The following is a 19,881-nucleotide window of genomic DNA, read 5'->3' on the forward strand; positions in this document are numbered from 1 at the left end:
GACGAAAGCCCCCTGAATCCCCTAATAAGCCCCGCATCCAAGTCGGATAGTTTCAAACGATGCCGGGCCCCAGGAAGACTAGGGGTGGGCGTCGTGTTCGCGTTTGTGAACACCTGCCCGAGAAACCAAGCACTTAAAGCCTGATTCCTGACGAGGGATCGGCAACAGGAGAGAAGGCCGTGGCCCGTATTGCCGGCGTGAACATTCCGACCAACAAGCGCGTGCTGATCGCGCTCCAGTACATCCATGGCATCGGCCAGAAGATCGCTGGTGAGATCCTGGAGAAGGTGAAGATCCCCGAGGATCGTCGCGTCAACCAGCTCAGCGATGCCGAAGTGCTCCAGATCCGCGAAGTGATCGACCGCGACTATCTCGTCGAGGGCGACCTGCGTCGTGAGGTCGGCATCAACATCAAGCGTCTGATGGACCTCGGCTGCTATCGCGGCCTGCGTCATCGTCGTGGCCTGCCGGTGCGCGGTCAGCGTACCCACACCAATGCGCGTACGCGCAAGGGTCCGGCCAAGGCCATCGCCGGCAAGAAGAAGTAAGTTTTCGAATCCAATCGCGGCGTGTGGCGAAAGGGGAGACCCGTTCGCCACGCGCCTTTCGTTCCACAGGTGTAGCCGCTGGCATTACGGCGGCGTTTGAGATCTTCAGGAAAGGTACTCTATGGGCAAGGAAGCCACCCGCGTTCGTCGTCGTGAGCGCAAGAACATCGCCTCCGGCGTCGCGCACGTGAACTCTTCGTTCAACAACACGACCATCACCATCACCGACGCGCAGGGCAACACGATTGCCTGGTCTTCCGCCGGCACGATGGGCTTCAAGGGTTCGCGCAAGTCGACGCCGTACGCCGCGCAGGTTGCCGCCGAGGACGTGTCGAAGAAGGCGCAGGAGCACGGCATGCGCACGCTCGAAGTCGAAGTCGCTGGTCCCGGTTCGGGCCGCGAGTCGGCGCTCCGTGCGCTTCAGGCCGCGGGCTTCACCGTCACCTCGATCCGCGACGTGACCACGATCCCGCACAACGGTTGCCGTCCCCGCAAGCGTCGGCGCGTTTGATACCAAGTTGCGGGCGCATTGGTCGCCCGCAATGACTTTTTGCAAAGCCGCGCGAATGATCCGCGGCCTTTCTCCAACGCCAGTGTCTGCACTAGCAGTTTGACTGGCCTGTATGGGTGAAACAGTGACGATCCAGAAAAATTGGCAAGAACTGATTCGGCCGAACAAGCTCCAGATCCAGCCCGGCAGCGATTCGAACCGTTTCGCGACCATCGTCGCCGAGCCGCTCGAGCGCGGCTTCGGCCAGACGCTCGGCAACGCGCTGCGCCGCATCCTGCTCTCCTCGCTCCAGGGCGCGGCGGTGCAGTCGGTGCACATCGATGGCGTGCTGCACGAGTTCTCCTCGATCGCGGGCGTCCGTGAGGACGTCACCGACATCGTGCTCAACATCAAGGACATCTCGATCAAGATGCAGGGCGAAGGCCCCAAGCGCATGGTCGTGAAGAAGCAGGGCCCGGGCGTCGTCACCGCCGGCGACATCCAGACCGTGGGCGACGTGGTCGTGCTCAACCCGGACCTCCAGATCTGCACGCTCGACGAGGGCGCCGAGATCCGCATGGAGTTCACGGTCGCCACCGGCAAGGGCTACGTGCCCGCCGAGCGCAACCGTCCCGAGGACGCGCCGATCGGACTGATCCCGGTCGACAGCCTGTACTCGCCGGTCCGCAAGGTCTCCTACAAGGTCGAGAACACCCGTGAGGGCCAGATCCTCGACTACGACAAGCTGACCATGACGATCGAGACCAACGGCGCGCTGACGCCGGATGACTCGGTGGCTTATGCCGCCCGCATCCTGCAGGATCAGCTCAACGTGTTCGTCAACTTCGAAGAGCCGCGCAAGGAAGTCGCCCAGGAGATCATCCCGGACCTGGCCTTCAACCCGGCCTTCCTCAAGAAGGTGGACGAGCTCGAGCTGTCGGTGCGTTCGGCCAACTGCTTGAAGAACGACAACATCGTCTACATCGGCGACCTCGTGCAGAAGAGCGAAGCGGAAATGCTCCGCACCCCGAACTTCGGCCGCAAGTCGCTGAACGAGATCAAGGAAGTGCTGGCCCAGATGGGTCTGCATCTCGGCATGGAAGTGCCGGGCTGGCCGCCGGAGAACATCGACGAGCTCGCCAAGCGCTTCGAGGATCACTACTGAGCGCAGCATGATCCCGGAAAAGTGCGAAGCGGTTTTCCGATAAGGATCATGCTCAAACAAGAAAGCGAAAGCGCAACGCGCTTTCGCGGGCGAACGCAGGCAGCCCACCTGAGCAACATGTCCGACGAACCGTCGCGGCAGTTTCAAACTAAGGAATAGTTACATGCGTCACGGCAAGGTTCATCGGAAGCTCAACCGCACGGCCGAGCATCGCCGCGCGATGTTCGCCAATATGTGCGCCGCGCTGATCAAGCACGAGCAGATCGTCACCACGCTGCCCAAGGCCAAGGAACTCCGTCCGATCGTCGAGAAGCTCGTCACTCTCGGCAAGAAGGGCGGCCTGTCCATGCGTCGCCAGGCCATCTCCGAGATGCGCGACAAGGATCAGGTCAAGAAGCTGTTCGACGTGCTGGCGCCCCGCTACAAGGACCGCCAGGGCGGCTATACCCGCATCATCAAGGCCGGCTTCCGCTACGGCGACAACGCTGCGATGGCCGTGATCGAGTTCGTCGATCGCGACGTCGATGCCAAGGGCCAGGACTCCGGTCCGGTGCAGGAGAAGGAAGCCGAGGCGGCGTAAGCCGGCCGGTACCTCAGTTTTCAGAAAGCGGCGCCCCTGGGCGCCGCTTTTTTGTATGGCGCGGCGATATCTCATGCCGTGCATCGTCTGGTGAACGCGATTCCGGCCGGGGGCTGTCGATGAGGATTGTGCTTGGGATCGCGCTGGCGCTGTTGATGTCGCCGGCCTCTGGCGAGACGCTGGTCGAGCGCGGTGCCTATCTCGTCAACAGCGTGATGGTCTGCCACAACTGCCACACGCCGCGCGGACCGCAAGGGCTCGATCTTTCGCGCGCGCTCGCGGGCGGCAGCCAGGTTTTCGATGAGCCTGCCTTCAAGGTCACCGGCTCCAACATCACGCCGGACAAGGACACCGGGACCGGCAACTGGAGCGATGCCGAGCTGAAGCGGTTTCTGGTCAGCGGCAGCAGGCCGAACGGGACCAAGGTCGCGCCGATCATGCCGACCGCGTTCTACACGGTGCTCACGGCCCGGGATCTCGATGCGCTTACCGCTTACCTGCGCTCAGTACCCGCAGTGCGCCACGAAACGCCGGCGCCGGAATACAGGATCGCGCTGAAGCCGGAAACGCCGACCTATGCTGGCAAGCAGGCGACCGAGGCCGAGTTCTCCGACAAGCTCGCGCGCGGCCGCTATCTCCTGACCATCGCCCATTGCCTGGAATGCCACACGCCGGAGGGCCCGTCCGCCGTGCATGACTTCGCGGGTGCGAGCGGCAAGGGTGGCCGGACATTCAAGGGGCCGTGGGGCGAATCCATCTCCCCCAATATCACCGCGGATCCCGCGGCCGGCCTGGGCGGCTGGAGCGACGACGAAATCAAACGTGCGATTACGCAAGGCATCGCGCGCGATGGCCACAAGCTCAAGCCGCCGATGGCCTATGCTGCCTATGCCAGCATGACGGCGCAGGACCTCGATGCCATCGTCGCGTTTCTCAGGACGCTACCGCCGCGGCAATAGTGCCGTAGGGTGGGCAAGGGTGCGCTCTCCGCGCGCCGTGCCCACCATTTCGCTTTCAACTCGTGTCGAAAAGATGGGCGCGCTTCCGCCTTCGCTCTTCGCGCTACGTCGGGCAAGTCGCGCACCCTACGATTTCGCAGTTGTGGCGATTGAAGCGGCGTGCGCTGGACACGATATCCGCTTCAGCAACAATGGAGATGATTCATGAAGATCGACCTTTCCGGAAAGACCGCCCTCGTGACCGGCTCCACCGCCGGCAACGGCCACGCCATCGCAAAAGGTCTCGCTGCGTCCGGCGCGAGCGTGATCATCAACGGTCGCGGCCAGGACAAGGTCGATGCCGCCGCGCGCAAGCTGGAAGGGGCAGGCCTTAAGGTCCGCGGCATCGCCGCCGACGTCTCGACCGCAGCGGGCTGCAAGGCGCTCGTCTCGGCGCTGCCGGAGGTCGACATCCTCATCAACAATGCCGGCATCTTCGAGCCAAAAGACTTCTTCGAGATCCCTGACGAGGACTGGAGCCGCTTCTTCGAGGTCAACGTCATGAGCGGCGTGCGGCTGTCGCGCGCCTATATGAAGGGCATGCTCAAGCGCAACTGGGGCCGCATCGTCTTCATCTCATCGGAGTCCGGGCTCAACATTCCCGTCGAGATGATCCACTACGGCATGAGCAAGACGGCCCAGCTCTCGGTCGCCCGCGGCCTCGCGCAGCTCACCCGCGGCACCGGCGTCACCGTCAATTCCGTGCTGCCGGGTCCGACCATGTCGGAAGGCGTCGAGACCTTCGTGAAGGATCTCGCCAAGCAGAATGGACAGTCGGTGGATGAGGCCGCGGCCAATTTCGTCAAGCAGCATCGCCCGAGCTCGCTGATCCAGCGCTTCGCCAGCGTCGACGAAATCGCCAACATGGTGGTCTATGTCGCGTCGAAGGAAGCGTCCGCGACCAACGGTGCGGCGCTGCGCGCGGAAGGCGGCATCGTCAATACGATCGCCTGAGACTGCGCGAAGGCGTGGCACCGGAAGCGTGGCACCGTAGGGTGGGCAAAGCGACTTGTCCGCCGTAGCTCGAAGAGCGAAGGCGGAAGCGTGCCCACCACTTTTGTCGCACCGGTTGCGAGATGGTGGGCACGGCGCGAGCGCGCCTTTGCCCACCCTACGCAGCTTCGCCCTAACGTTGTGACTGCTACCACCCCTCCAGCACGATCTTCCCGCGCGACTTGCCGCTTTCGAGCAGCGCATGCGCGCGCTTGAGGTTGGCCGCGTTGATCGTGCCAAAGGTCTGGTCGAGCGTGGTGCGCAGCACGCCCTTGTCGATGAGGTCGGAGACGTCGTTGAGCAGATGATGCTGCGCGATCATGTCGGGCGTCTGGAAAGAGGAGCGCGTGAACATCGATTCCCAGTGTACCGAGATCGCCTTGCCCTTGAAGGTGCTCACGGCGAACTCCGGGGGATCGTCGATCAGGCCGAACCGACCCTGCGGCGCCATGAACTCGGCGATCGCCTTGTAGTGCTGGTCGGTGAAGGTAAGGCTCGCTACCAGCGCGACCGGCGGCAGCCTCAAGCTCTCGATCTGCTCCTTCATCGGCTTGCCGTGGTCGATCACCGCATGCGCGCCGAGATCGAGGCACCATTTTTGCGACTCCGGCCGCGTCGCCGTCGCGAGCACCGTGAGGCCCGTGAGGCGGCGCGCAAGCTGGATCAGGATCGAGCCGACGCCGCCGGCGCCGCCCGTGATCAGCAGCGTGCGCGGATCGACGCTCTTGCCGGGCACCGCGCCGAGCCGGTCGAACAGCAATTCCCAGGCGGTGATGGAGGTGAGGGGGAGGGCTGCGGCCTGCGCGAACGAGAGCGACTTCGGCTTGACGCCGACGATGCGCTCGTCGACCAGGTGGAATTCGGAATTGGTGCCCTGGCGCAGGATCGAGCCGGCGTAAAACACCTCGTCGCCCGGCTTGAACAGTGTGACGTCCGGACCCACGGCATCGACGATTCCGGCCGCGTCATAGCCAAGAATCTTCGTCTCGCCCTCGGGCGGGGCGGCACGCTTGCGTACCTTGTAATCGACCGGGTTCGCCGAGATTGCCTTCACGGCGACGCGGATATCGCGCCCCTTGGGCTCGGGCTTTGCGGTCTCGAAATCGATCAGCGCGTCCTGATCCTCGATCGGAAGCGATTTTTTGTAGCCGACGGCCTTCATGGCTTGTCTCCATCAAATGGCGCGTAGCTTGTGATGTGCGCCTGGCCCGCTAACTGTCCCGCTAGCCCCGATTTGGCAAGTACTGTAAATTCGGGGATATAGTCCCTGTTTGGATACTATTGGGAAAACACGCATGAAGCGGCGAGATTTTACCCGGCGTCCCGGCTGCTCGGTCGAGGCGACGCTGGACCTGATCGACGGCAAGTGGAAGGGCGTGATCCTCTACCACCTCCAGGACGGCACCCAGCGCTTCGGCGAACTGCGCCGCCGGATGCCCGGCATCACCCAGCGCATGCTGACAAAGCAGCTTCGCGCGCTGGAGGAGGACAAGCTCGTCATCCGCAAGGTCTATGCCGAAGTGCCGCCACGCGTGGAATATTGCCTCTCCGAGCTCGGCGAGAGCCTGCGGCCGGTGATCGACATCCTGAAGGCCTGGGGCGAAAGCCATCAGCAACGGCTGTCCTGCGCGCCGCCGCCCGAAGCGGAGCCGGTCAAGAAGCCGAAGCGCGCAGCGTAACTCTCCGGGAGCGGACCGTGCCGCTCCCGGAAGAGATTGCATCAGAACGCAAACTGCGTGCGCAACGCGACCGCATCGAACTTCGAGCCGGTGTCCGCCGCCGACACCGCCGAGGCCTGCTTCGACACCGTGCCATGCAGATAGTCGAGCATGAAGCGCACATTGCCGTTGACGTACCAGTTGAGCGCCAGCGTGTAGACGGTTTGCCGCCCGCCGGCGATGCCGGCGGCGGTCGCCAACTGATCGTTCAGATCTATGGTCGAGTAGCGACCGGCGATCTCCCAGGCACCCCAGCCGCCGCCGTTGATCGAGAACGGATTGTTCGGCTTGACGCCGCCATAGGCCGCGTTGCTCGGATTGTACTTGCGCGATTCACCGGTCAGGACATAGGCCGCCTGTGCGTAGCCGCCCTGGAATTTCAGGCTCGATGTACCGATGGGCGCCACCGCGGTGTTCGCACCGCGATCGATGTTGAACCAGTAGTATTCGCCCTGGACCCAGAGCGGTCCATAGGTGGCCGCGGCTTCCACGCCATAGACCTGCGCGCCCGACACATTTGCAATCGCACCGGTCGAGATCAGCGTCGTGGGATCGATGCGCAGCTCGGGACGATCGCTGAGCGTGAGCGTTTGCGTGTTCGCGAGCAGATTGCGCGGCGGCTGGATCAGCCATTCCGCGTCGGCGCCGAGATGCACCGAGTAGTCGTTGCCGCTCACGACCTGACCCGCAACGCGGGCGGTCGCGCCATATTGCTCGCTGGTCCCGGGAGGTGACACGCTCGAGGCCGAGTGAATGGCACCCGAGGTCGGGCCGGTCACGTAAGCGCCGGCCCAGAACACGTCATTGTACCAGCGGGCACCGGCGGCGGAACGGAAGTCGCCGGCGGCGATATTTTGCGCGATGATGCCGACCGAGGCGCGTTCCATGAAGGCAATGTCGTTGGAACTCGTGGATTCATCCAGGGTCCAGGCAAGGTCCATGATGCCGGCTTCGATTGCCATCTTGCCGCCGAACGGCTTCAGCCCCGTGTAGCTCACCCAAGCATTCTCGATGCCGGAGGTGCCTCCGCCCGGCAGGAAGCCGACAGGGGTCGCGCCGGCGGCGCCCGTGCCGCCAAATCCGTCGGACGAGCCCCCGAAATCGTAGATCAGCGCGAAATTCCAGTCTTCGAGGAATTTGCCGACGACACCGATGCGCGCGCGACGCACGTTTTCGCCGCTGTCCAGCTTTTGCGGCACAGTTGCCGCCGTGTTGGGACGATAGTCATAGCCGCCCATATCGTAGTGCACGCGACCGGTGATCGCGACGCAGTTTGCCCCATCGGCGGTGCAGATGGTCGGCCGATTGTTCGGCATCGTCACGACGGCGCCGGACGCGGGCGCCGGTCCCTTGAGCGGGATCGCCGCGTTAGCATTGGCCACGGCCGCCTTCGCCTCCGAGCGGGCTTCGGCCTTGGCCTCTGCCTTTGCTTCGACTTTGGCCTTCGCCGTGGCCGCCGTGTTGGCGGCGGTCTGGCTCTGGAGCTTGTCGAGCTTCTGCTCCAGCATCTTCAATTGCTGCTTCAGCAGAGCGATCTCCTGATCGCTGCTGCTTGCCGTTTGGGCCTGGGCCTGCGAGGCCGCCAGCGCACCGGCGAGACCAATCGCGGTGGCCGCAAGTCTTGTCCTGCTCACATCATGACTCCATCGTTTGACGAACTTCCCCAAGTCGCAACGGGAGAGCCTAGGTATGATCGATGACTGCCCCGCGACGCTGCGCCCGGTTGCGCGGTTCCCACTGATGCCAATTCGCCGCAACCGAATCCGCTCGACACCACAATGGTGGATGACGCGCATCATGCCAATCCACCGCCCAGGTAAATTGTCATTTCGCATGCGGGACTTGCAAGGCGGACACACCGGAAAGGCGGCTGAATAATGCCCCCTGGCGCCCTTCTATTGGCGGGCGAACGCGCCTATATTCCGGCGTCTTTTCCGAGAGGTAGGAATGTTTCGATCGACCCGGACCGCCGTCATCACGGCATTGTGCATAGCGTTTTCAGCCCACCTCAATCCGGCCGCCGCGCAGGACCGCCGTGTCCCGTCCTCGCCCGCCGAACTGCGGCTGTCCTATGCGCCGATCGTGCAGCGGGTGCAGCCGGCCGTCGTCAACGTCTACGCGGCCAAGGTGGTGCAGAACCGCAACCCGCTGTTGGACGACCCGATCTTCCGCCGCTTCTTCGGCGTGCCGGGCCAGCAGCCCGAGCAGATGCAGCGCTCGCTCGGCTCCGGTGTCATCGTCGATGCCTCCGGCCTCGTCGTCACCAACGTCCACGTCATCGAGGGCGCGGACCAGGTGAAAGTATCGCTGTCGGACAAGCGGGAATTCGAGGCCGAGATCCTGCTGAAGGATCCGCGCACCGATCTCGCCGTGCTGCGCCTGAAGGACACCAAGGAGAAGTTTCCGACCCTCGACTTCACCAATTCCGACGAACTGCTGGTTGGCGACATCGTGCTCGCGATCGGCAATCCCTTCGGCGTCGGCCAGACCGTGACCCACGGCATCATCTCGGCGCTCGCGCGCACCCAGGTCGGCATCACCGACTACCAGTTCTTCATCCAGACCGATGCGGCCATTAATCCCGGCAATTCCGGCGGCGCGCTGGTCGATATGAGCGGAAAGCTCGCCGGCATCAATACCGCGATCTATTCGCGGTCCGGCGGCTCGCAAGGCATCGGCTTTGCGATTCCCGCCAACATGGTGCGCGTCGTCGTCGCCTCCGCCAAGAGCGGCGGCAAGGCGGTGAAGCGGCCGTGGTTAGGGGCAAAATTGCAGGCGGTGACGCCCGAGATCGCCGAGAGCCTCGGCCTGCGTTCGCCGACCGGCGCGCTGGTCGCAAGCGTGGTCTCGACCGGCCCCGCGGCCAAGGCCGGCCTGAAATCCTCCGATCTCATCACCGGGATCGACGGCCAGACCGTGGATGATCCCAACGCCTTCGATTACCGTTTCGCCACGCGTCCGCTCGGCGGCACGGCGCAGATCGACGTGCAGCGCGGCGGTAAGCCACTCAAGGTCACGATCTCGCTCGAGACCGCACCCGACTCCGGCCGCAACGAACTCGTCGTCACCGCGCGCTCGCCGTTCCAGGGCGCGAAGGTCTCGTCCATCACGCCGGCGGTTGCCGACGAGCTGCATCTGGACGCCGACACCGAAGGCGTCGTGATCACCGATCTCGGCGGCGACAGCGCGGCTGCGAGTGTCGGCTTCCAGAAGGGCGACATCATCCTCGCCGTCAACAACCAGAAGATCGGCAGGACCGCCGACCTCGAAAAGGCGGCGGGCGAACGGCCGCGGATCTGGCGCATCACGCTGGTGCGCGGTGGCCAGCAGATCAACGTCACGCTGGGCGGATGAGCCCGAAGCGACCACAGGAGACGCCAACTCTCTTTGCCGCGGCGGGGCTCGACCACGAGGCTCCGCATCCGCTGCCGGACCGGCTGCGCCCGCGCGCGCTGTCGGAGGTCGTAGGCCAGGACCATATCCTCGGTCCCGATGGTGCGCTGACGCGCATGCTGGAGACGCGCACGCTCGGATCGCTGGTGTTCTGGGGCCCGCCCGGCACCGGCAAGACCACGGTGGCGCGGCTGCTGGCCGATGCGACCGATCTGCATTTCGAGCAGATCTCCGCGGTGTTCTCCGGCGTCGCCGATCTGAAGAAGGCGTTTGACGCCGCACGCGCCCGCCGCGAGATGGGCAAGGGCACGCTGCTGTTCGTCGACGAGGTGCATCGCTTCAATCGCGCCCAGCAGGATTCGTTTCTGCCGGTGATGGAGGACGGCACCGTCGTGATGGTCGGCGCGACCACCGAAAACCCGTCCTTCGAGCTCAACGCGGCGTTGCTCTCTCGTGCGCGCGTGCTGGTGTTTCGCTCGCTCGATGCCGCCGCGATCGAAAAACTGTTCGCGCATGCCGAAGAGGTCGAGGGCCGCAAGCTGCCGCTCGATGACGAGGCGCGCGCCGTGCTGGTGCGCATGGCCGACGGCGACGGCCGGGCCTCGCTGACGCTTGTCGAGGAGGTCTGGCGTTCGGCGCGGGCGGACGAGATTTTCAACGCGGCGCAGTTGCAGGAGATCCTGCAGCGCCGCGCGCCGATCTACGACAAGTCGGCCGACGGTCACTACAACCTGATCTCGGCGCTGCATAAGTCGGTGCGGGGCTCCGACCCCGACGCCGCGCTGTATTACCTCGCGCGCATGCTCGATGCCGGCGAGGACCCGCTGTTTCTGGCCCGCCGCGTCGTGCGCATGGCGGTCGAGGACATCGGCCTTGCCGATCCGCAGGCGCTCGTCATTGCCAACGCGGCCAAGGACGCCTTCGACTTCCTCGGCCATCCCGAGGGCGAGCTCGCGATCGCACAGGCCGTCGTCTATCTCGCCACCGCGCCGAAATCGAACGCCGTCTACACGGCTTTCAAGGCCGCGATGCAGGTCGCAAAACAGGCCGGCTCGCTGCTGCCGCCAAAGCACATCCTCAATTCCCCGACCAAGCTGATGAAGTCCGAAGGCTACGGCGCGGCCTACGAATACGACCACGACGCCCCCGACGCCTTCTCCGGCCAGGACTACTTTCCGGAAGCCCTGGGCCGCCAGACCTTCTACGACCCGCCCGAGCGCGGTTTTGAGCGCGAGATCCGCAAGCGGCTGGATTACTGGGCCAAGCTGCGGAAGGAGCGGGGAGGCTCGCGCTAGAAACGGCCATTTCGCCGTGACGGGAGCCGGCTTTTAGGGTACGCAGGCAACCATGAGCCGCCGCATCAAGAGAATGAACCCAAAGCCCCGCTCGCGTGACGAGCGCGACGATTCGCGTCCATTCAAGGCGCGCACTGCGAAGAAGGCGGGACCACGGCTGGGTGGCAAGCCGGGTGCGAAGCCGCCGCGCTTTGCGGCGGAGCGTGCCGAGCGGCGGCCGCCCAAGGCTGCGCCCGAAGCGTCTGCGCCGGCAAAGCCCGTCGAGGCGCTGCTGCCGACCAAGGTGCAGACCGTCAAGGTGACGGCTGATGAAAACAACATGCGCGTCGATCGTTTCCTGGAAGCGCGCTTTCCCGGCCTGTCGTTCTCCCACATCCAGCGCGTCGTCCGCAAAGGCGAGCTGCGCGTGGACGGCAAGCGTGTCGACAGCAAGGATCGGCTGGAGGAGGGCCAGAGCGTCCGCATCCCGCCGTTGAAGCTCGACACGCCAAAGGCCGTCGGCGAGCTGTCGGAAGGTGCCCAAAAGACGCTTCAGGCGCTCAAAGAGATGACGATCTACGAGGACGACGACGTCCTCGTCCTGAACAAGCCTCTCGGCCTCGCCGTGCAGGGTGGCTCGGGCATGACACGGCACATCGACCAGATGCTGGAGGTGATGCGCGATTCCAAGGGCCAGAAGCCGCGCCTGGTCCACCGCATCGACCGGGAGACCTCGGGCTGTCTCCTGATCGCCAAGACGCGGTTTGCCGCCTCGCATCTGACCGGCGCCTTCCGCTCGCGGTCCGCGCGAAAAACCTATTGGGCGCTGGTGCCGGGTCTGCCGAAGCCGAAGCAGGGCCGCATCTCGACCTTCCTCGCGAAGGAAGAGAGCGAGGACGACACCATCATGCGCATCGCCCAGCATGGCGACGAGGGCGCGAGCCACGCGGTGACGTATTATGCGGTGGTCGAGACTGCCGGCAACAAGCTGACCTGGGTGTCGCTCAAGCCCGTGACCGGCCGCACCCATCAGCTGCGCGCCCACATGGAGCATATCGGCCACCCCATCGTCGGCGATCCCAAATATTTCAACATCGAGAACTGGCAGCTGCCGGGCGGACTGCAAAACCGGCTGCATCTGCTCGCGCGCCGCATCGTGATTCCGCATCCCCGCGGCGGCGTGATCGACGCCACCGCGCCATTGCCGCCGCACATGCAGCAGTCGTGGAATCTGCTCGGGCTCGATGCGAGCCGGTTCGATCCGATCGAGAACGCGCCGGAAGAGTAGGGATTGGGGCCTCGCTACCAGCCCCGTCATTGCGAGGAGCGAAGTGACGAAGCAATCCAGAATGCTTCTGCGGATACAGTCTGGATTGCTTCGCTGCGCTCGCAATGACGGTGTTGAGGCAGTGGCGACTGGCCCCCTCACTTCCGAAACTGCTCCAGAAACATCCGCAGACTGTCGTGCGGGCTCTCGACATCCGTGATCAGCCAGCCTTCGGGTCCGTTGACCAGGACGAAGTTCAGCGTGACCTTTCGCCCGCGATTGTCGAAATTCGCCGCGACATAGGTCTTGTCGTATTGCCTGCGAACGACCGCGATCGCGACCGGGCCGAGCTTCCAGCTCGGGCTCTGCACCAGGAAGTCGTAGGGCTCGACCCTCGGCGCGCTCCAGGCCTTGCGCAGGCTGGGGTCGAAGAATTGCCGGGCGGAGGCGGCATCGCGCGGCAGGCCTTTTGACAGTTCCGGCGCGCCATCGCCGTAATGCGCGTAGACATTGCGGACCAGCGATTCCGGGGTGCGGAAACCGGCGTCCGCCGCGGCCAGCCAGAGCCCGGCGAGCAGGGCCACAATGCCCGCAAGTTCCCTCATGCCTTGCCGCTCGCTTTATCAGCCGCCGGACTTGGCTTACAAGCCTAGCATTCAGAGACCGGGGCCGAAACGAGATGCGCGAATTGTTCGATGAGGTTGCGGGGCGGTCCCCGCTCGATCCGCAGGAGGCGGTGCGCCAGGCCGCGCGTACGCCGCAGCGCAAGCGCTTCTACAAGGAGGCGGGCGTGGCCGAGGCCGAGGGCGGCTTCGCCATCACGCTTGACGGCAGGCCGATCCGGACGCCATCGGCCCGGCAGGTGGTGATCCCGTCGCGCGCGCTGGCCGATGCCGTGGCCGCGGAATGGGCGGCCCAGGGCGAGACGATCAATCCCGTGACCATGCCGCTGACGCGGATCGCCAACAGCGTCGTCGAGGGTGTCATCGATCGCGTCGAGCTCGTCAGCGAGGACCTTGCCAAATACTTCGAGACCGACCTGCTGTTCTATCGCGCCGGCCACCCCGAAGGGCTGGTCGCCCGCGAGGCCACGCATTGGGATCCCGTGCTGTTCTGGGCTGCGGAGACGCTGGGCGCGCATTTCATCCTGTCCGAAGGCATCATGCATGTGAAGCAGCCGGACGAGGCCGTTCAGGCCGCCCGCGCCGCGCTCCCCGGTGATCCCTGGTCGATCGCGGCGCTCCACGTGGTCACGACCCTGACCGGTTCTGCGCTGCTGGCGCTGGCGCTCGCCCATGGCGTGCGCGATGCCGGCCAGGTCTGGGCCGCCGCCCATGTCGATGAGGACTGGAACGCCGAGAAATGGGGCGTGGACGAGGAGGCGGCTGCCCGCCGCGCCGCTCGCCTGAAGGATTTTGAGGCCGCCGTGGCGGTTCTGGCGGCCGTGAAGCCGCGAGCGGACAAAGGTCCTTAACGAGAGGTTTACGAGGGCGGCCTTAGGGTGGGGCCAGCGTTCCCTGGGCCCCTGAAATGCCAACGCCGATAAGCTCGATCGTTCCCATCAGTGCCGCCAGCCCTGTGGCTGATGCGGCGACGCCCGATCTCGTGCTCCAGGCCGGCAGCGTCGTGGACGCAAGGGTCGTCAGCGTGATGGCCGACAATCTGGTGCGGATCGCGATCGCCAATCTGTCGATGGATGTGATGTCCGAGGTGTCATTGACACCGGGGCAAAATCTCAAGCTCGCAGTGTCGCAGAACGACGGCACCATCAGGCTCGCCATCATGAACGGGGCAGGCGAGGCGACGGCCGATCAGATCACGCTGACGCCGCGGGCGGCTTCGCTAGTGGACAGCCCGCCGCTTGCACCATCTGCGACGACCGCACGCAACACGCTGACGCCGTTGGAGCAGGTCGCCGTCACCGTGGCTTCGGCCGAGGCGGTAACAAAACAGGGCAGCCAGGCGCCGCTGTTCGCCAATCTCGCTTCCGTCGTCACCGGTAGCGATCTGCCGGCCCGACTGAAGCAGGCGGTGCTGGACGTGCTGGCGCAGCAGACGCCCCTCACCACCGCCCTCGATGGCGGTGATATCGAATCCGCCTTCCAGAAGTCCGGTCTGTTTCTCGAGGCGTCATTGGCCGCAGGCACAACGCCGTCCTCCGGTACAATGCCGGACCTGAAGGCCGCGCTGCTGGTGCTGCGCCAGACATTGGCCACGCTCGAGACTGCCGCGCCACAGGCCCAAGGCGCCGCGATCGCTACGGCGGGGACACCGCAGGTCGCCGCCGCTCCGGCTCAGGCTGCATCGCCGTCGACCGAGCTCGCTATGGGCCAGCAACCGCAGATGCCGCGCAGCGCCAATCTCGCAGCCGCTGTGCTCGCCGACATCGCCGGCGGCGCTCCGCAGGCCGCGATGCCGCGAACCATGTCCGCCGGCCTTGCCGCGGCCCTCCTTCAAGAGGTCACGCAAAACCTGCCGCGCCTGATCGGCAACGTGCCGGGCTCCAACAAGGCCGTGCCCGACGGCCATCTCTTCGAGGCTGCGGCGCGCGCGACACCGCCGCCGTTCCGCGGCGCGCTGCCGGCGCCGCAGGGGATCGCCTCGCCATCGCTCGCGCCGGATACGCCGCTCTCCACAACGGTGCACCGCCTGCTCGACGACACCGATGCCGCGATCGCACGTCAAACGCTGCTCCAGGTCGCCTCGCTGCCTGATCGCACCGATGCCAGCGGTCACCGCATCGACCCGACCGTGCCGCAGTGGAATTTCGAGATTCCCTTTGCGACCCCGCAGGGCACCGCGATGGCGCAATTCGAGATCTCGCGCGATGGCGGTAATGAGTCCTCTGATCCCGCCAAGCGCGCCTGGCGCGCGCGCTTCACGCTCAATGTCGAGCCGGCCGGCCCCGTGCATGCGCTGATCACGCTCAACAGCGACAAGACTTTTGTGCGGATGTGGGCGGAGCGGCCCGCGACCGCGCAGCAGCTCCGCGCCGGCATCGGCGAGCTCAATCAGGCCCTGACGCGCGCCGAGCTCAAGCCCGGCGACATCCTGGTGCGCGACGGCACGCCGCCGCAGCCGGCGCCGGCCCGCGCCGGCCACTTCCTGGATCGCGCCACATGAGCGATCCATCCAAGCTCGCAATTGCGCTGCATTACGAGAAGGGCAGCAACGCGCCCGTCGTCGTCGCCAAGGGCAAGGGCACGATCGGCGAAAAGATCGTCGAGATCGCCAAAGCCAACGACATCCCGATCGAAGAGAACGAGATCTTGGCCGGCGCGCTCTCCAAGGTCGAGCTCGGCGAGGAGATCCCGCCCGACCTCTACAAGGCCGTCGCCGAAGTGCTGGTGTTCGTGCTGCGGCTGTCGGGCCGGGGACGGTAGAGCATGATCCGGAAAAGCGTGCAGCGGTTTTCCGAAAAGATCGTGCTCAAGAAATAACCTGTCATCGTTTCACCACGATAGCGGCCGCATGGTCGCGGCCATCTTCATTGCTCAACGGATACCGCTCTTGCTGACCCGCCGTTCCACTCTGGGCCTTCTTGCCGCAGCTGCCACCATGCCGTCACGTGCGTTCGCCCATGTCGCGCCGCCGCGCAACGAGATTCGCGACAGCCTGGCAAAGCGCTTCACCGATCTCGGCACGGCGGGCACCTTCGTCGGCTACAAGGTCGAGGACTATCTGATCGTCGCGAGCGACAAGGACCGTTCCGGCGAAGCGAAGCTGCCGGCCTCGACGTTCAAGATTCCGAACTCGCTGATTGCGCTCGAGACCGGCGTCGTCACCGATCCCGACAAGGACGTGTTTCCCTGGGACGGCGTGAAGCGGCCGATCGAGGCCTGGAACAAGGACCACACGATGCGCAGCGCCATCGCGGTCAGCGCGGTGCCGGTCTATCAGGAGATCGCGCGCCGGATCGGGCAAGAGCGGATGCAAAAGTATGTCGACATGTTCGACTACGGCAATCGCGATATCGGCGGCGGCATCGACCAGTTCTGGCTCACCGGCAATTTGCGCATCGACCCGGTCGAGCAGATCGATTTCGTCGACCGGCTGCGCCGCCGCGCGCTGCCGATCAGCAAGCGCAGCCAGGACCTCGTCGCCGACATCCTGCCGGTGACCAAGGTCGGCGACAGCGTCATCCGCGCCAAATCCGGCTTGCTCGGCGCCGAGCGCGGCGAGCCGTCGCTCGGCTGGATGGTCGGCTGGGCCGAGAAGGGCGAGGCGCACACCGTGTTCGCGCTCAACATGGACTGCAAGGAGCCGCGTCTCGTCGGCGAGCGCATGCCGTTGACGCAAGCCTGCCTTGCCGAGATCGGCGCGATCTAGCTGGCGCGTACGAACCTGCTAGCATCCTTCCGACCAAACAAAAGAAAAGGTCGGGAGGATAAAATGAACTCAACGCCACTCTGGCTGTCGTCGCTCACGTTGGCCGCCGCCGGCGGCTGGCTCGCAGCCACGATGTTTGCCGCACCCGCCACCAGCAAGGAGCCGCGCTTTCCGCAGCTCACCATGGACCAGCTCGACGCCAAGCAGAAGCCGCTCGGCGAGCAGATCATGAAGGTGTCGAGCGTCGGCATCGGCGGGCCCTACAATCCGATGATCCGCAGCCCGGTGCTCGGCCAGCGACTGTTCGACCTGTTCTACTATCTGCGCTGGGAAACCTCGGTCCCGACCAAGCTGAACGAGTTCGCGATCCTGATCATCGGGCGGCAGTGGCGCTCGCAGGTGGAATGGTTCGCGCATGCGCCGCTGGCGGCCAAGGCGGGCCTGTCGGCGGATATCATCGCGGAGCTGAAGGCCAACAAGCGGCCGTCGAAAATGGCCGAGGACGAGGCCGTGGTCTACGACTTCGTCACCGAGATCGCTACGACCAAGAAAGTTTCCGACGAGACCTACGCGCGGGCGAAGAAGGTGTTCAGCGATCAGCAGATCGTCGATCTCACCGCGGTTGCCGGCAATTACGTGATGGTCGCGATGCTGCTGGCCATGGCGGAAGAGACGGTGCCGCCGGACAAGCAGGAGCCGTTCAAGCCGGGCGAGCCGTAGCGGTTTTTGTTGCGGCCATCCTTCGAGACGCCCGCTGCGCGGGCTCCTCAGGATGAGGACCTGTATCGTGGCGAGATATCAGACCCTCATGGTGAGGAGCCCGCGAAAGCGGGCGTCTCGAACCATGAAGGCCCGCCTGCTTCTCACCCCAACTTGAACAGCGCTTGCAAAAATTCCTCCACCGCCTTGCGCGACTCCGCGGCGGTCGTGGGGTTGCCGCCGACATGCGGGTTCAGCTCGACGCAGGCATCCCTATAGGTGAACGGCGCGTTGGTATCGCCGTTCATCAGCACGCCGCCGTCGCCTTCCTTGATATGGCAATTGCGCACGGTCTGCGCGTTGGCCGACACCGCAACGGCGCTGACGCCGAGCAGGCCGCTGTCGAAGCCGTGCGCGCTGTCGGGGTATTCGGTCATCACCACATCACGCCCGGCCGCCTTGAGCCGTCCAACGAACGCCTTGCAGCTCGTCACGGGATTGTAGTCGTCGGGCGTGCCGTGGAAGATCCGGATCGGGCGTGCGGCGACGTCACTGTCGCTTTGATACGTCGTCGAGCAATCCGGATAGAACGGGATGTAAGCCGCGAACTGCACGCCGGACTTGTTCCAGAGCTTGTTGAAGCGATCGAGGCTCGCATAGAGCGTCGCCTGTCCGCCGCGCGAGAAGCCCATCAGCACGATGCGGTCGGGATCGACGCGGGGATGCTTCGCAAGAATCTCCAGTGAGCGGTAGATGTCGACGATCAGGTTGAGCCGGCCGAGCAGGGCCTGGTTCGGCCCCACCACCGTCAGCCCGCGGCCGGTAAAACCGTCGATCACGAAGGTCGAGATGCCCATGGCGTTGAAAGCGTGCACCCAGGCCTCGGTGGTGGCGCCGACGCCGCTCGAGCCGTGCATCAGCACCACGACGGGAAGTTTGCCGGTGCCCTGGGCGACGCGGAATTCGCCAGCGACCGTCACCGGCTTGCCGGCCGCCGCATCGCCGCTGAGGAATTGCTGGTCGGAGAGGGTGAGCGAGGGGATCGGGTAGATCTCGGCGCGGGTGGCGACTTCCTTCGACAGGGATTGCGCGTTGGCGCTACCGGCGAACAGTGTTGAAATGCAGAGCGCCATAGCGACGCGGAATGCGGTCGGCATCGTGATCATCCCCCTATGATTTTCATGGAGTAGAACAACCGGTCTGCGCGCTGTCAATTTGATGCGCGACGACCTCAGGCCTTATCTGCCTTCTTCACCGTCAGCGCCTGGTCGATTGCAAAGCCGCCGATCTCGCTCATCGCCTGCGAGATCGCGTCGCCCTTGCGGGCAAAGCCGGCGGAGAGGACATCGAACTGGGTGCGTGCCAGACGCAGCACCTCGAGCGGCACCGAGACCGCGGTCTGGTTGAAGCTGTCGACGGAGGCGCGCAACGTCTCGAGCTCGGTGGTGAGCTTGCCGATATGGCTTTCCGCATCCTGCATCAGGCCGAGCAGCTTGCCGCGCTCGGCGTCGAACGCCGCGCGCTCGGCCGCCGCGGCCGCGGTTAACTCGGCGAGCTGAGTCCCCAGCGTCGCGATCTGGCTGACCATGGCTTCGGAGGCGAGCGCGGTCGTCTCGCGCAGGTCTACAAGGCGCTTGTTCTCTTCCTGTTGCTCATGAAACAGACGTTCGGCCGACATCGCCCGTTGCTTCAGCGATTCGATCAGCGCGGCCGCGCGCAGCAGCATCTCGCCGTTGCGCCCCGACACCATGCTGGCCATCCGCCGCAGGAAGTCGGTGGTTTCGGACGGGCTGTTCGGCGGCAGGGGGACGGCCGTGGCGGACATGGGTGATGCTTGCAGCCAGACGTGGTGACCGCCGCCGTACCGACTGAGCTCACGCAACATTCGGCGCCTGATCGTGAAGGGGAGCAAGCCTGAATCGGCCGGCCCGGTCAACCGGCGAGGGCCGACAAAAAGGCGGCAATCCCCTCAAGCGTCTCTCTGGCGGCCGATCCGCCCGAGATGGGTGAAGCCGAACCCGGCCGAATATTTCAGGCCATAGCCGAGCGCCCGGTCGATGCCGATATGGGCGAGCCAGATCAAGGCGATGGACAGCGTGAGCGGCGAGGCGAAGCCGAAGCCCAGCGTCAGCAGCGCCACCGGCGCCATGTAGCTGTGGGCGGCATTGTAGACCAGCGCCCCGAATCTGGCGTCGGCGAGGTACGCCAGGAAGCTCAGATCGGGGACGAAGAAGAGCAGGGCGAACACCAGCCACGAGCCGCCCCAGGAGGCGTAGAGCATCACCATCCCCGTGAACAGGGTCAGGCCTTCCAGCCGCAGCAGGATCTTGACGCCGCCGGTCGCCGCGCCCGTCTCGGCCGTTACCTCATCCATTGTCGTCTCCCAGGCAAAACTCTGTAATTCCTTGCGCTTTCCCGCTGCGGCAA

General features: G+C 65.1%; 21 protein-coding genes. 15 read left to right on the plus strand and 6 right to left on the minus strand.

The features are described 5' to 3' along the window. The first annotated feature begins 179 nt into the window (after positions 1–179). The 6 genes from rpsM to IVB46_RS04595 all read left to right on the plus strand — a co-directional run bounded on the left by rpsM (position 180) and on the right by IVB46_RS04595 (position 4,735). On the plus strand, positions 180–548 hold the full coding sequence (rpsM, locus tag IVB46_RS04570; protein WP_014494511.1) for a 30S ribosomal protein S13: 369 nt from the start codon (positions 180–182) through the stop codon (positions 546–548). A 121-nt stretch (positions 549–669) separates the two neighbouring features. Further along, positions 670–1,059: a 30S ribosomal protein S11 gene (gene rpsK, locus IVB46_RS04575; protein WP_007603045.1), complete on the plus strand. Its 390-nt coding sequence runs from the start codon at positions 670–672 to the stop codon at positions 1,057–1,059. A 112-nt stretch (positions 1,060–1,171) separates the two neighbouring features. Continuing rightward, complete coding sequence (locus tag IVB46_RS04580; RefSeq protein WP_085405459.1) at positions 1,172–2,203, plus strand: DNA-directed RNA polymerase subunit alpha; 1,032 nt, start codon at positions 1,172–1,174, stop codon at positions 2,201–2,203. Between the two features lie 163 nt (positions 2,204–2,366). After that, on the plus strand, positions 2,367–2,783 hold the full coding sequence (gene rplQ, locus IVB46_RS04585) for a 50S ribosomal protein L17 (RefSeq protein WP_014494513.1): 417 nt from the start codon (positions 2,367–2,369) through the stop codon (positions 2,781–2,783). Positions 2,784–2,902: 119 nt separating this feature from the next. Continuing rightward, on the plus strand, positions 2,903–3,742 hold the full coding sequence (locus IVB46_RS04590) for a c-type cytochrome (RefSeq protein WP_247301699.1): 840 nt from the start codon (positions 2,903–2,905) through the stop codon (positions 3,740–3,742). Positions 3,743–3,946: 204 nt separating this feature from the next. Next, positions 3,947–4,735, plus strand: coding sequence for an SDR family oxidoreductase (locus tag IVB46_RS04595; RefSeq protein WP_247342154.1), 789 nt, complete (start codon positions 3,947–3,949; stop codon positions 4,733–4,735). A 187-nt stretch (positions 4,736–4,922) separates the two neighbouring features. On the opposite strand, the gene IVB46_RS04600 is transcribed toward IVB46_RS04595, so the two are convergent. Beyond that, entirely contained in the window at positions 4,923–5,936 is a 1,014-nt protein-coding gene (locus tag IVB46_RS04600; RefSeq protein WP_247301704.1) for a zinc-binding alcohol dehydrogenase family protein, read from the minus strand. Positions 5,937–6,069: 133 nt separating this feature from the next. On the opposite strand from IVB46_RS04600, the gene IVB46_RS04605 reads away from it, so the two are divergent. Next, on the plus strand, positions 6,070–6,453 hold the full coding sequence (locus IVB46_RS04605) for a helix-turn-helix domain-containing protein (RefSeq protein WP_028151187.1): 384 nt from the start codon (positions 6,070–6,072) through the stop codon (positions 6,451–6,453). A 41-nt stretch (positions 6,454–6,494) separates the two neighbouring features. Here the strand turns inward: IVB46_RS04605 and IVB46_RS04610 are convergent, their stop codons facing one another. Next, entirely contained in the window at positions 6,495–8,126 is a 1,632-nt protein-coding gene (locus tag IVB46_RS04610) for an OprO/OprP family phosphate-selective porin (RefSeq protein WP_247301705.1), read from the minus strand. Positions 8,127–8,439: 313 nt separating this feature from the next. On the opposite strand from IVB46_RS04610, the gene IVB46_RS04615 reads away from it, so the two are divergent. Genes IVB46_RS04615 through IVB46_RS04625 form a run of 3 tightly spaced genes read left to right on the plus strand, consistent with a single transcriptional unit; the run spans position 8,440 to position 12,447 of the window. Further along, positions 8,440–9,846: a DegQ family serine endoprotease gene (locus IVB46_RS04615; RefSeq protein ID WP_247301707.1), complete on the plus strand. Its 1,407-nt coding sequence runs from the start codon at positions 8,440–8,442 to the stop codon at positions 9,844–9,846. Then, positions 9,843–11,180: a replication-associated recombination protein A gene (locus tag IVB46_RS04620; RefSeq protein WP_028151184.1), complete on the plus strand. Its 1,338-nt coding sequence runs from the start codon at positions 9,843–9,845 to the stop codon at positions 11,178–11,180. Before IVB46_RS04615 ends, IVB46_RS04620 begins: the two co-directional genes overlap by 4 nt. A 52-nt stretch (positions 11,181–11,232) precedes the next feature. Then, positions 11,233–12,447, plus strand: coding sequence for an RluA family pseudouridine synthase (locus IVB46_RS04625; protein ID WP_247301710.1), 1,215 nt, complete (start codon positions 11,233–11,235; stop codon positions 12,445–12,447). Between the two features lie 137 nt (positions 12,448–12,584). Here IVB46_RS04625 and IVB46_RS04630 read toward each other — a convergent pair whose 3' ends face one another. Next, a complete protein-coding gene (locus tag IVB46_RS04630) occupies positions 12,585–13,031 on the minus strand; it encodes a hypothetical protein (protein WP_247301714.1) in 447 nt (148 codons plus the stop codon). A gap of 74 nt (positions 13,032–13,105) precedes the next feature. Here IVB46_RS04630 and IVB46_RS04635 point away from each other — a divergent pair, with 74 nt between their 5' ends. The 5 genes from IVB46_RS04635 to IVB46_RS04655 all read left to right on the plus strand — a co-directional run bounded on the left by IVB46_RS04635 (position 13,106) and on the right by IVB46_RS04655 (position 17,475). After that, entirely contained in the window at positions 13,106–13,900 is a 795-nt protein-coding gene (locus IVB46_RS04635) for an ATP12 family protein (protein WP_247301717.1), read from the plus strand. 56 nt (positions 13,901–13,956) lie between these two features. Next, positions 13,957–15,549, plus strand: a complete 1,593-nt coding sequence (locus tag IVB46_RS04640; RefSeq protein WP_247301720.1) for a flagellar hook-length control protein FliK — start codon at positions 13,957–13,959, stop codon at positions 15,547–15,549. Continuing rightward, positions 15,546–15,809 (plus strand): EscU/YscU/HrcU family type III secretion system export apparatus switch protein, encoded by a 264-nt coding sequence (locus IVB46_RS04645; protein WP_028151179.1) that lies wholly within the window; start codon positions 15,546–15,548, stop codon positions 15,807–15,809. The genes IVB46_RS04640 and IVB46_RS04645 overlap by 4 nt, the downstream gene beginning before the upstream one ends. A gap of 127 nt (positions 15,810–15,936) precedes the next feature. Further along, positions 15,937–16,755, plus strand: a complete 819-nt coding sequence (gene blaOXA, locus IVB46_RS04650) for a class D beta-lactamase (protein WP_247301721.1) — start codon at positions 15,937–15,939, stop codon at positions 16,753–16,755. 63 nt (positions 16,756–16,818) lie between these two features. Continuing rightward, complete coding sequence (locus IVB46_RS04655; protein ID WP_247301722.1) at positions 16,819–17,475, plus strand: carboxymuconolactone decarboxylase family protein; 657 nt, start codon at positions 16,819–16,821, stop codon at positions 17,473–17,475. 143 nt (positions 17,476–17,618) lie between these two features. Here IVB46_RS04655 and IVB46_RS04660 read toward each other — a convergent pair whose 3' ends face one another. The 3 genes from IVB46_RS04660 to IVB46_RS04670 all read right to left on the minus strand — a co-directional run bounded on the left by IVB46_RS04660 (position 17,619) and on the right by IVB46_RS04670 (position 19,828). Next, entirely contained in the window at positions 17,619–18,611 is a 993-nt protein-coding gene (locus IVB46_RS04660) for a dienelactone hydrolase family protein (protein WP_247342157.1), read from the minus strand. Between the two features lie 74 nt (positions 18,612–18,685). Continuing rightward, entirely contained in the window at positions 18,686–19,279 is a 594-nt protein-coding gene (locus IVB46_RS04665) for a hypothetical protein (RefSeq protein WP_247301726.1), read from the minus strand. Between the two features lie 144 nt (positions 19,280–19,423). Continuing rightward, a complete protein-coding gene (locus tag IVB46_RS04670; RefSeq protein ID WP_247301728.1) occupies positions 19,424–19,828 on the minus strand; it encodes a DUF4260 domain-containing protein in 405 nt (134 codons plus the stop codon). Positions 19,829–19,881 lie beyond the last annotated feature (53 nt).

Source organism: Bradyrhizobium sp. 61 (genome assembly GCF_023073075.1).
GTDB lineage: Bacteria > Pseudomonadota > Alphaproteobacteria > Rhizobiales > Xanthobacteraceae > Bradyrhizobium > Bradyrhizobium barranii.

Bases quoted from the DNA above. Each gene is read 5' to 3' on its own strand.
- rpsK (WP_007603045.1), top strand. From the start codon at position 670: ATGGGCAAGGAAGCCACCCGCGTTCGTCGTCGTGAGCGCAAGAACATC.
- IVB46_RS04580 (WP_085405459.1), top strand. From the start codon at position 1,172: ATGGGTGAAACAGTGACGATCCAGAAAAATTGGCAAGAACTGATTCGG.
- rplQ (WP_014494513.1), top strand. From the start codon at position 2,367: ATGCGTCACGGCAAGGTTCATCGGAAGCTCAACCGCACGGCCGAGCAT.
- IVB46_RS04590 (WP_247301699.1), top strand. From the start codon at position 2,903: ATGAGGATTGTGCTTGGGATCGCGCTGGCGCTGTTGATGTCGCCGGCC.
- IVB46_RS04595 (WP_247342154.1), top strand. From the start codon at position 3,947: ATGAAGATCGACCTTTCCGGAAAGACCGCCCTCGTGACCGGCTCCACC.
- IVB46_RS04600 (WP_247301704.1), bottom strand. From the start codon at position 5,936: ATGAAGGCCGTCGGCTACAAAAAATCGCTTCCGATCGAGGATCAGGAC.
- IVB46_RS04605 (WP_028151187.1), top strand. From the start codon at position 6,070: ATGAAGCGGCGAGATTTTACCCGGCGTCCCGGCTGCTCGGTCGAGGCG.
- IVB46_RS04615 (WP_247301707.1), top strand. From the start codon at position 8,440: ATGTTTCGATCGACCCGGACCGCCGTCATCACGGCATTGTGCATAGCG.
- IVB46_RS04620 (WP_028151184.1), top strand. From the start codon at position 9,843: ATGAGCCCGAAGCGACCACAGGAGACGCCAACTCTCTTTGCCGCGGCG.
- IVB46_RS04625 (WP_247301710.1), top strand. From the start codon at position 11,233: ATGAGCCGCCGCATCAAGAGAATGAACCCAAAGCCCCGCTCGCGTGAC.
- IVB46_RS04630 (WP_247301714.1), bottom strand. From the start codon at position 13,031: ATGAGGGAACTTGCGGGCATTGTGGCCCTGCTCGCCGGGCTCTGGCTG.
- IVB46_RS04635 (WP_247301717.1), top strand. From the start codon at position 13,106: ATGCGCGAATTGTTCGATGAGGTTGCGGGGCGGTCCCCGCTCGATCCG.
- IVB46_RS04640 (WP_247301720.1), top strand. From the start codon at position 13,957: ATGCCAACGCCGATAAGCTCGATCGTTCCCATCAGTGCCGCCAGCCCT.
- IVB46_RS04645 (WP_028151179.1), top strand. From the start codon at position 15,546: ATGAGCGATCCATCCAAGCTCGCAATTGCGCTGCATTACGAGAAGGGC.
- IVB46_RS04655 (WP_247301722.1), top strand. From the start codon at position 16,819: ATGAACTCAACGCCACTCTGGCTGTCGTCGCTCACGTTGGCCGCCGCC.
- IVB46_RS04660 (WP_247342157.1), bottom strand. From the start codon at position 18,611: ATGCCGACCGCATTCCGCGTCGCTATGGCGCTCTGCATTTCAACACTG.
- IVB46_RS04665 (WP_247301726.1), bottom strand. From the start codon at position 19,279: ATGTCCGCCACGGCCGTCCCCCTGCCGCCGAACAGCCCGTCCGAAACC.
- IVB46_RS04670 (WP_247301728.1), bottom strand. From the start codon at position 19,828: ATGGATGAGGTAACGGCCGAGACGGGCGCGGCGACCGGCGGCGTCAAG.